9 protein-coding genes are annotated in these 10,280 nt (G+C 51.6%); 2 read left to right on the top strand and 7 right to left on the bottom strand.

The features are described 5' to 3' along the window. Window positions 1-333: tyrosine--tRNA ligase (gene tyrS / locus JJU14_RS15530; protein WP_228614631.1), on the bottom strand; the 333-nt coding region annotated here is incomplete at its 3' end. 133 nt (window positions 334-466) lie between these two features. Between tyrS and JJU14_RS15525 the strand changes: the two genes are divergently transcribed. Then, window positions 467-1,819 (top strand): peptidoglycan DD-metalloendopeptidase family protein, encoded by a 1,353-nt coding sequence (locus JJU14_RS15525; RefSeq protein WP_366914914.1) that lies wholly within the window; start codon window positions 467-469, stop codon window positions 1,817-1,819. After that, window positions 1,820-2,914, top strand: a complete 1,095-nt coding sequence (locus tag JJU14_RS15520) for an anhydro-N-acetylmuramic acid kinase (protein WP_228614630.1) — start codon at window positions 1,820-1,822, stop codon at window positions 2,912-2,914. Between the two features lie 31 nt (window positions 2,915-2,945). Here JJU14_RS15520 and JJU14_RS15515 read toward each other — a convergent pair whose 3' ends face one another. The 6 genes from JJU14_RS15515 to JJU14_RS15490 form a co-directional block, all read right to left on the bottom strand. Beyond that, entirely contained in the window at window positions 2,946-4,076 is a 1,131-nt protein-coding gene (locus JJU14_RS15515) for a sodium ion-translocating decarboxylase subunit beta (RefSeq protein ID WP_228614629.1), read from the bottom strand. Between the two features lie 11 nt (window positions 4,077-4,087). Further along, window positions 4,088-5,866 carry a sodium-extruding oxaloacetate decarboxylase subunit alpha gene (oadA, locus tag JJU14_RS15510; RefSeq protein WP_228614628.1) on the bottom strand — a complete coding sequence of 593 codons (1,779 nt, stop codon included), beginning with the start codon at window positions 5,864-5,866 and terminating at the stop codon, window positions 4,088-4,090. Between the two features lie 12 nt (window positions 5,867-5,878). Beyond that, window positions 5,879-6,124: an OadG family transporter subunit gene (locus JJU14_RS15505; RefSeq protein ID WP_228614627.1), complete on the bottom strand. Its 246-nt coding sequence runs from the start codon at window positions 6,122-6,124 to the stop codon at window positions 5,879-5,881. 277 nt (window positions 6,125-6,401) lie between these two features. Next, window positions 6,402-6,962 (bottom strand): ABC-type transport auxiliary lipoprotein family protein, encoded by a 561-nt coding sequence (locus JJU14_RS15500; protein WP_228614626.1) that lies wholly within the window; start codon window positions 6,960-6,962, stop codon window positions 6,402-6,404. Continuing rightward, window positions 6,959-8,602 (bottom strand): intermembrane transport protein PqiB, encoded by a 1,644-nt coding sequence (gene pqiB / locus JJU14_RS15495; protein ID WP_228614625.1) that lies wholly within the window; start codon window positions 8,600-8,602, stop codon window positions 6,959-6,961. Before pqiB ends, JJU14_RS15500 begins: the two co-directional genes overlap by 4 nt. After that, window positions 8,599-9,918 (bottom strand): PqiA/YebS family transporter subunit, encoded by a 1,320-nt coding sequence (locus JJU14_RS15490; RefSeq protein WP_228614624.1) that lies wholly within the window; start codon window positions 9,916-9,918, stop codon window positions 8,599-8,601. The genes pqiB and JJU14_RS15490 overlap by 4 nt, the downstream gene beginning before the upstream one ends. Between the last annotated feature and the right edge of the window lie 362 nt (window positions 9,919-10,280).

Here is a 10,280-nt window from a genome sequence, read left to right as displayed (position 1 = left end):
AATTTTGAACACCTGCTCTTTGTAAGTTTCGGCATTGGCCAGTACATCTTCCCGGCTCAATGGCTTACGAGTGACATTTTTGCCACTCGGATCGCCTATCATGCCGGTAAAGTCACCGATCAGGAAAATCACTTCATGACCATACTGCTGGAAGGTACGCAGTTTATTAATAAGCACGGTATGGCCCAGATGCAAATCTGGTGCTGTTGGATCAAAACCTGCTTTAATTTTCAATGGCTTGCCTTGCTTTAGCTTGGCAATCAGCTCTTCTTCCAGCAAAATCTCTTCGCAGCCGCGTTTTAGCTCAGCAAACGCCTGCTCCCAGTTGGTCATGGTGGTCTCCAAAAGTAATTATCATTGTCAGGATCAGTTATTTTAACTGATGCAGCTGGCATTGGAAATTGCACAATACTGGCAACAGTGAAAAAAAAACGTTATGCTGCTAATTTAAGCAGTAACCAAATCCATGCTCATGCAAACACTGGTATCGCGTATTCCAATCCCTCATCGCTTGCTGATCCTTGGCTTGATGCTTCTGTCTGCGCTGGTGATCCTGATGCCAACAGAACCCTCAGACTCCCGGCAAACTAGCAGAGAGCCGTCAGAGCTTAGCGAGCTTTATGTTCCAGAATTGCTGCCATTGAATACCACTTTATCAGCACAATCAGTACAAGCCGATGTCGCTCCATTCTTTGAAGCTGAAATTGAAGCCCCAGAGCCAGCCCTACCAGAGCTGACCTGGCACAGCATCACCGTACAAAGTGGCGATGCCTTATCCAATTTGTTCCGCCGTGCCAATGTCAGTCAACAAACTATGCTGGCCATTCTGGCACTGGGCGATAGTACCCGAACTCTGACTCGTTTGTTTCCGGGCGAAACACTGGAGTTTGGTTTGGACGAAGCGGGCCAGCTGCAAGAGCTACGCTATGCCATTAACCGGCTGGAATCCCTGTTGGTGTATCGCGATGACGAGGGCCGGTTTCAAAGCGAGCAGCAGCGGCGAGCTGTAGAAACACGAACCGAATACGCAGCAGCCACCATTCAATCAAGCTTTTGGCATGCAGGCCTTAGTGCTGGCCTCAGCAACAACCAAATCATGGCGCTGGCCAGCATCTTTGGCTGGGATATCGACTTTGCGCTGGATATCCGGGCCGGCGACAGCTTTACCGTTTTGTTTGAACGCAATTACAGCGAGGATGAGTTTATTGGTTATGGTGCTATCCTGGCAGCGCAGTTTAGTAACCAGGGCCGGGTGATCCAGGCGGTACGCCACAACGATGGCCATTATTACAAACCGGACGGTACAAGTATGCGTCAGGCTTTTTTGCGCGCACCGGTCGAATTCACCCGCATCAGCTCTAACTTCAATCCACGCCGTCAGCACCCCGTCACCGGCAGAGTAGCACCGCATAATGGCATTGATTATGTGGCTCCGGTCGGTACGCCAATTATGGCAACCGGTGATGGGCGGGTAACCGCTTCGACCTACAATAATCTAAATGGCAATTACGTGTTTATCCAACATGGCAACAACATCGTGACCAAGTACCTGCACTTGTCGCGCCGTCAGGTCCGGGTGGGCGATCGGGTACGACAGGGCCAGGTGATTGGCCGTCTGGGTGCCACCGGACGGGTCACTGGCCCACACCTGCATTATGAGTTTGTGGTCAATGGCGTGCATCGCAATCCAAGGACAGTGCAATTGCCCCAGGCTCAGGCGCTGACCGGGGGCGATAAAGCCAGCTTTATCGCCAAAGCCAATGAAGTCCTGACTGAGCTGCAGAGCCAACAGCAACAGTTACTAGCGGCAACCCCCTAAATGCAGTCAAAACTCTATATCGGCATTATGTCTGGCACCAGCCTGGATGGCATCGACCTGGTGTTGGTCAGTTTTAACTCGCCTAAGCCAAGCTTACTCCGCAGTAAACTGGTTCCCTTTCCTGCCAGCTTGCAACGCGAGCTACGCTTACTGGCCGAACCTGGTAACAATGAGGTGGAGCGCATAGGTCCGGTAGAAAACCAACTGGCCGAGTGTTATGCGATTGGTGTGCAGCAATTACTTAAACAAGCCAATTATCAGCCGGAGCAAATTAGCGCTATAGGTTGCCACGGCCAGACCATTCGTCACCGCCCAAAGCAACCTCAGCCCTTTACGGTGCAACTCGGTAACATGCATCTGCTGGCGGCACTCACCGGGATCCGGGTGATTGCAGACTTTCGCCGCAAGGACATGGCCTATGGTGGCCAGGGCGCCCCTTTGGTGCCTGCCTTTCATCAGGCAGTTTTTGCCAAGCGCGGTCAAAATCGTGTCGTGGTCAATATTGGCGGTATTGCCAATATCAGCCTGCTTGGCGCAGATGGCGCGATCACTGGCTATGATACCGGTCCGGGCAATTGCCTGATGGATGACTGGGTTTCACTTCATCGCAAACTGCCCTTCGACAAAGACGGTGCTTTTAGCGCCGAAGGCAAGCTGCTGCCCGACCTGTTGCAACGCCTGCTGGAAGATCACTATTTTCAACAAAGCGCCCCAAAAAGTACTGGGCGCGAGTATTTCCATCTGGACTGGTTGCAGCAAAAACTAACAGGCAGGGAAGCGGCCGCCGATGTGCAGCGCACCTTATGCCGTTTTACCGCCGTTAGTATAGCCAACGAGCTACAACTGCCTAACCTCACAGAGGTTTTCATCTGTGGTGGCGGTGTCCATCACCCGTTATTGATGGCTGATTTACAGCAGCTGTTAGAGCCAGCCACCGTACAAAGTAGCAGCGAGGCAGGGATTGAGCCGGACTGGGTGGAGGCGATAGCTTTTGCCTGGCTAGCGCAGGCTTTCGACCGGCAGCAGCCAGGCAATGTGCCAGCAGTGACCGGAGCGCGTAAGGCCTGTGTACTTGGTATTGAATACAGGCCTTAACGCACTTCTCTGTTTTAACTCTTAGGTGACCTTAACCTACCAGGGCGAGCAAAATACCCGCGGCAACAGCCGAGCCGATTACCCCTGCCACATTCGGGCCCATCGCATGCATCAGCAAGAAATTATGCGGATTCGCCTGCAAGCCAACTTTGTTTACCACCCGGGCAGCCATCGGTACCGCCGAAACCCCGGCAGCCCCAACCAATGGGTTGATCGGCTCTTTCGAAAACTTATTCATGATTTTCGCCATGATGACCCCGGAGCCTGTGCCAATGGCAAAAGCCACCAAGCCGAGGATCAAAATGCCAAGCGTTTGCGTGGTGAGGAAATGTTCGGCACTTAACCTCGAGCCAACAGCCAACCCCAGGAAAATGGTGACGATATTAATCAGTTCGTTTTGCGCCGTTTTGCTTAAACGATCCACCACACCGGCTTCGCGCATCAGATTGCCAAGGCAAAGCATCCCAATCAGCGGAGCCGCTGTTGGCAGGAACAAAATGGTCAGCATCAGTAAAATCAGTGGAAACAGTATCTTTTCCTTTTTACTGACAGTGCGCAGCTGCGTCATCTGTATTTCGCGTTCTTTCTGGCTGGTGAGCGCTTTCATAATGGGTGGCTGGATCATTGGTACCAAAGCCATGTACGAATAGGCCGCCACGGCAATAGCACCCAACAGCTCTGGGGCCAGTTGTGAGGCCAAGAAAATCGCGGTAGGGCCATCAGCACCACCAATAATGGCAATGGCGGCCGCCTCACGAAAGGTAAAGCTCATGCCTGGGATCCAGTTCAGCGCAATGGCACCTAACAAGGTCGCAAAAATACCAAACTGCGCTGCTGCACCTAAGAACAACATCCGTGGATAAGCGATAAGGGCCCCGAAGTCTGTCATGGCACCTACGCCAAGGAAAATGAGCAAGGGAAATAAGCCAGTGCCCACGCCGACCTCATAAAACATATGCAGAAAGCCGCCGACTTCACCCATGCCCGCCAAAGGCACATTGGTCAGTACAGCCCCAAAGCCGATGGGCAACAGCAGCAAGGGCTCAAAGTTCTTCGCAATGGCCAGGTACAGCAAGCCGATACCCACCAGCAGCATCACCACCTGACCGGCAGTAAAGTTCAGCACCCCGGTCGATTGCAACAAGGTTTGAAAAGCATCCATTAGCGCATTCCTCAGGCGTAGGTGATCAACACATCGCCATTGCTGACCGCATCACCAGCACTGACATGGATCTTTTGTATGTTGCCATCCACCGCAGCACGCACTTCGGTTTCCATTTTCATGGCTTCCATAATGATCACCACATCACCCTTTTTCACTTGAGCGCCTTCTTTAGTGACCACTTTCCAGATATTACCGGCCAAAGGAGCCGTTAAAGTACCGCTACCAGTGACAGAGGCTCGGCCCGGAATGTTTTCTTCCACCACCGGCTTAATGCTGCTGAGCTCACCGCTCGGTGCAACTTCGACCTCGTACACCTTACCATCCACCCGAACACTATAAGCTGCAACGCCGCCGGCAATCGTAACCGTGGTGCTTGCATTCCCCGAAGCTTCAGATGGTGCTTCTGGAACAGGCTCGAAAGCCGCCGGGTTGTTGCGGTTTTTCAGGAATTTCAAACCAACCTGGGGAAACAACGCATAAGTCAATACATCATCGACCTTGGCATCGGCCAGACTGATGCTTTCTTTTTTGGCAATCTCTTGCAGCTCTTTACTGAGCCGTTCCATCTCTGGTTCGAGCAAATCAGCGGGGCGGCAGGTGATGGCTTCGGCTCCATCCAGTACCCGCTTCTGCAGTTCGGTATCCACCTCGGCTGGTGTCGCACCATACTCCCCTTTTAACACACCGGCAGTTTCTTTGGTGATGGTCTTGTAGCGCTCGCCGGTCAATACATTCAATACCGCCTGAGTACCGACAATCTGCGAGGTTGGTGTTACCAATGGAATAAAGCCCAAATCCTCACGGACTTTTGGAATTTCTTTCAGTACCGTATCCAGTTTATCCAGTGCATCCTGCTCTTTGAGTTGGCTTTCCATATTGGTGAGCATCCCGCCCGGCACTTGCGCCAGTAAAATACGGGCATCAACGCCTTTCAGAGAGCCTTCAAATTTCGCGTACTTCTTGCGTACTTCACGGAAATAAGCGGCGATTTCCGCCAGCAATACCAAATCCAGGCCGGTATCACGCTCGGTGCCTTCGGTAATGGCAACCATGGTTTCTGTCGCGCTATGGCCGTAAGTCATACTCATTGAGGAAATCGCGGTATCCAGCATATCAATGCCAGCATCAATGGCTTTTTGGTAGGTGGCGGTACTAAGCCCGGTGGTAGCATGGCATTGCATCGCCAGAGGGATTTTGACTGCCTCTTTGATACGGGTGATCAGCTCTTCTGCTACATAGGGCTTGAGCAAACCTGCCATATCTTTAATGCAGATGGAGTGACAGCCCATGTCTTCGAGCTGAATCGCCATATCCACCCACATATCAATGGTATGCACCGGGCTTACAGTATAAGACATGGTGCCCTGAGCATGGGCATTGGCTTTGACCGCAGCCTGAATGGCTGTTTGCAAGTTACGGATATCATTCATAGCATCAAAGATCCGGAACACATCCACACCATTCTCGACCGCTCTTTCAACGAAGGCTTCCACCACGTCATCGGCATAATGTCGGTAGCCCAGCAGATTCTGGCCCCGCAGCAACATCTGTTGCTTGGTATTGGGCATGGCTTTTTTCAACGCCCGGATACGATGCCAGGGATCTTCCCCCAAATAACGGATACATGCATCAAAGGTGGCACCTCCCCAGGACTCCATTGACCAGTAGCCGACCTTATCCAGTTTTTCGGCTATAGGTAACATATCTTCCAGGCGCATCCGGGTTGCCAACAGGGATTGATGGGCATCTCTGAGTACCAGCTCAGTTAATAACAATGGCTTACTCATAACAGTCCTCTTCTAGTTTTGTTGCTGCCGGTGTTGATGAATGGCTGCAGTGATGACAGCCACTACCCGGGGAGAAATCGTATCCGACTCCACCACTTCAACTGTGGTTGCCGTCGTCTTTTTGGTTGGGAAAAAGCGCCGTATACTTAAACTCATCAGCTGAATAATTATCACCAACACAGTCAGGAAGACAAAGACCGTCGCCATCCCGATAGCCATAAGTTCCGCTGCTTGTTGCAGCATAGTGCTGACCGCCATATTTCCCCCTTACCGATACCTAACTGTCGTCATTTCCAACTCAATCTAACACAACAGTTTCATCTGCAATAACTTGTTGCCGAAAGCTTCATTATCCGGATTCTGCTTCGAACCGACAATTCAGTCCTGTGATAACAGCTATAGATAGCATGAATCTGCAAACGTATAAACACTTTTACGTCCAGACATCCAAATAAATCTTAAGGCCTTTCACTGCAAAAGTAAGCTGATTTTTGTCATTTTTATGCAAAATAATTCTTTTTGTTCCAGCAGCAAATTAAAAGGCTTCCAGCTGCTGGGTAATATCGTGACTCAGTTGTTGCCAGCCTTCAGCCATAGCCTGCACCAGAGCCGGATAGCCATCACCTTGCAACGGTTGCTGAATAAGAAATCGTTGACGCTTGCTGTGCTGCTGTCGTGATAACCGATACTCCCCACTCAGCAGCGCGTAACCATCGGCAGTGCCCAGCATCCGGTCCAACTGAATGTGCAATTGAACAGCGGCTTTATCCGGATGTTGCTGCACCTGCCAGCCTGCGTACTTGGCATCCAGATTTAACCGCAAGTGCCGGCTGAGCTGCGTAGCAAGATCATCGGCCCACAAATGCTGCCTGGCAACCGTCAGCTCTGTCTCACTCTGCTGAAATGCGATACCACGCTGTTGCAGGAAAGGTGCCAGTTGAATACCCTGCAACACCAGTACCCGTTCAGGGTGTGTGGCTGCTTCAGCTTGTGGCAGTACCTCCGGATAGGGGAATTGGTAGTACTGAATCTGCACGCTTTGCTGTGTGCACGCCATGATCAATAGCAAAAATCCGGCACAGAACAGTGGTCTCATGGTCGGGCTCTCCTTGGTTCTGGATCAGCGTCAGGGGTGGCCTGAAAAATCAGAGCATTGCTGCGCTGGTTGAGCGTATGCAGCAATGGCTGTAAATCACGTTGCAGCTGTTCAAATTGCTGCAAGTTGCTGTTAAGACGCTGATGGGTCTGAGACTCAGGGCCAAATGCCTGCAATAGTTGCTCCAGTTGCTGCAGACTTTGACTCAGCTGCTCTGGTGCCTGCTGCAGTGCTGGCTGCGCCAGATAGCCCTCCAACTGCCGCATCACCTGTTCCATTTCCGCCATTACCGTGGTTGCCTGTGCCAGAGTGCGGGTGCCTTCCTGCAGCAAAGGCTCCACCGGCAGTTGGATCATTTTCTCCAACGCCATCAATACTTTTTGTTCTATGTTACTCAAGCCTCCACGCGCTGTCGGTAGCACTGCATAGCCCGCATACTCCATCGCCTGCCAGGGGACCTCCAGCTCGTCTACCATATCCAAATCAATGTACAAACCACCAGTTAGCAGACTGCTGGTTTTTAGAATACCCCTAAGCCCCTGCTCTGCGCCCCGCGCTAATTGCTGCTTCACTTGTTCGGTACTGATGTTTTCATACAAACGACCGGTTTCGATGCGGATCAGCACCGGCACGCCTTTATCAAAGGAGGTTTCAAGCGGATGCGACATGGAAAAGAAAAAAGGCACACTGACCACGGTCCCTACTCGAACGCCCCTGTACTCCACCGGCGCTCCAGCTTTTAAACCCCGCACCGACTCTTCGAAAAATAGTAAGTACTCGACATACTGACTGTACATGCCATCGTGGATGCTATTCTTATTCGGAAACAACGCAAACTCAGTGTCAGATGTCACTCGCTCACCTGCAGGCCAGCCTTCCAGGACATCAAAGCTGACTCCACCACTGATCAAACTGGCAATCGAAGCAACATCCACCCGCACTCCATCCGGCGTTAATTCAAAACTGACCCCACTGGCCTGCCAGAAACGCACATTGTCGGTCACCAAGGTGTCATAAGGGGCGCGGATAAACAGCTGGTACAGCATTTGCCGTTCGCGCATATCGAACAGGCTTTGTTCGACCGTGCCAACTTCATAACCACGGTACAACACAGGATCGCCCACCGATAACACACCTGTGTCTTCACTGCGCAAGCGGATTCGGATCCCTGCGGCTTCTGCTGAGGCCACCGGCGGGATCTCCAGCAAGTTATGATGTAGGACAGTACGATCGGAATCACCGGGTTGCAGTTCAATATAAGCCCCCGATAACAAGGTATTTAGTCCGGTGATACCCGAGCGGCTGACTTGTGGTCGAACCACCCAAAACTGCGACTCAGCATTCAGCAGAGGCTCTGTATCTGGTCGCATCCGGACTTTAATTTCAACTTGCTTCAAATCAGCGGTTAAATTGACGGATACAACCTGCCCCACATCGACACTGCGACTTTTCACAGGGGTTTTTCCAGCAACAATGCCTTCAGCATGGGGAGCAATCAAGATCACCATCGGGCCTTGATTCTGATAGCTGTAATACAACATCCAAATCCCTATACCAATAGCAGCCAAGGGCACTATCCATATCGGTGACCACTGCTTAATCGGTTGAATGCTGGCCTGACGCTGTACGGGTATTGTCACGAAGTCTGCTCCGTCATTGTATGTATTGCTTCGACATCTTCAGGATTGATCGTGCTATCCCACAGCAAGCGGGGATCAAAGCTAAGCGCCGCTAACATGGTGAGAATGACGACAGCCGCAAAAGTGACGGCTGCAGGTCCGGGATAAACACTCATCAACAAATCAAAACGTACCAGGGCAGCCAGGATAGCCACCACCAGCACATCCACCATAGACCAGCGGCCTATCCAGTCCACCCAGCGAAAAATCAGGGTGGATAAATGTTGCCGGTAAGCTTGGGGCTGCATCACAAGATAACACAATCCGTACAGCACCAGAATTTTCAGCACTGGAATCACCACACTGGCAAGAGCAATAATAACCGCGACTGGATAAGCACCATCCAGCCACAGCAGGCGGATCCCACCTAGAATGGTCGACTGAGTTTCTTGCCCCATAGAAACAGTAACCATGATGGGATAAATATTGGCTGGTAAATACAGGATGGCTGCTGCGGTGGTAAGAGCCAGAGTTTTCTGAATGCTGGCTGGAATACGCCGGTGTACCCGATCACCACAGCGATTGCAATGTGTTACATTGAGTGGAACCAGGGCAGTACAACAACCACAAACCTTCAATTGCTGACTCAGGCCAGCATGGCCGGGCAAAGCTATGAATGAAGGCTTAGGATTTGGTGAAATGCGAGACCACATTTCTCGTCGATCAATCACCTGAAAGGTACGTAAATGCAACAGGCAAAACAAACAGAATGCCCAGAAGCTGAGACCTAAAGCCAAATCACCATGACTTGCCAGCTTAACGAAACTGACTAACAAACCGATCAAAAAGATATCTACCATACTCCAGGGCTTTAGCATAAAGAGCACCCGGGCCACCCACATTCGGGCCGGTAAAGGCCAGAGCATGCCAAGCTTTAAATAAATCACTGCGGCCATGCAAAAGGCTGGTATCGCCTGTATAAACAACCAAACCAGTACTGCTAAAGCTGGATGGTGCACCGCAAAAAGCACCGACGAGGTATCCAGAAAGCTCATTTGCTGCTGACTACCTGCAGCGTACATGCTGATAAAAGGGAACAAGTTGGCAAGCACCAACATAAAAAGAGCGCTACAGGCAAATAACACGGGCCGCAGTACGGGTTGGGGATGGCGACTATCCAACAGATGACCACACTGACTGCAATGCGCTTCCTCGCCAGGCTGCAGTTCAGGTAAATGCTGTAGCAGGTCGCAGTAGCGGCACAGCACCAACTCGCCGTCAGCATCGGACGGCTGCAGTTCACCTTGTGCAGTCAGTTTATAGTGGCCGCTTGCCATAGCATTAGAATCCTTAGCTTAGAGAGGATCTAATAGCATGCAGTTGGTGAGGATGCAAATCAGAGTCGCACGGCTAAAACGGCAAAACCCGCTTCGGCTTGCACCTTAGCGGGTTTCTTCGTATATGGCGGACGCGGGAGGATTGCTGGCGGCGTCCTGCCGCCAGCCCTGCGGGCCAGCTGAAGCTGTCCTGATTTGCTCCTGGCAAATCAGTCGAACCTGCGGAGCTTCTCACCCTCCCGCTGATGTAGCATAGAGCTAAAACGACAAAACCCGCTTCGGCTTGCACCTTAGCGGGTTTCTTCGTATATGGCGGACGCGGGAGGATTCGAACCTCCGACCGCTCGGTTCGTAGCCGAGTA

It is taken from the genome of Alkalimonas sp. (genome assembly GCF_020831925.1).
Taxonomy (GTDB): domain Bacteria; phylum Pseudomonadota; class Gammaproteobacteria; order Enterobacterales; family Alteromonadaceae; genus Alkalimonas.
This window is presented reverse-complemented; position numbering and strand designations above follow the sequence as displayed.

Bases quoted from the DNA above. Each gene is read 5' to 3' on its own strand.
- JJU14_RS15525 (WP_366914914.1), top strand. From the start codon at position 467: ATGCTCATGCAAACACTGGTATCGCGTATTCCAATCCCTCATCGCTTG.
- JJU14_RS15520 (WP_228614630.1), top strand. From the start codon at position 1,820: ATGCAGTCAAAACTCTATATCGGCATTATGTCTGGCACCAGCCTGGAT.
- JJU14_RS15515 (WP_228614629.1), bottom strand. From the start codon at position 4,076: ATGGATGCTTTTCAAACCTTGTTGCAATCGACCGGGGTGCTGAACTTT.
- oadA (WP_228614628.1), bottom strand. From the start codon at position 5,866: ATGAGTAAGCCATTGTTATTAACTGAGCTGGTACTCAGAGATGCCCAT.
- JJU14_RS15505 (WP_228614627.1), bottom strand. From the start codon at position 6,124: ATGGCGGTCAGCACTATGCTGCAACAAGCAGCGGAACTTATGGCTATC.
- JJU14_RS15500 (WP_228614626.1), bottom strand. From the start codon at position 6,962: ATGAGACCACTGTTCTGTGCCGGATTTTTGCTATTGATCATGGCGTGC.
- JJU14_RS15490 (WP_228614624.1), bottom strand. From the start codon at position 9,918: ATGGCAAGCGGCCACTATAAACTGACTGCACAAGGTGAACTGCAGCCG.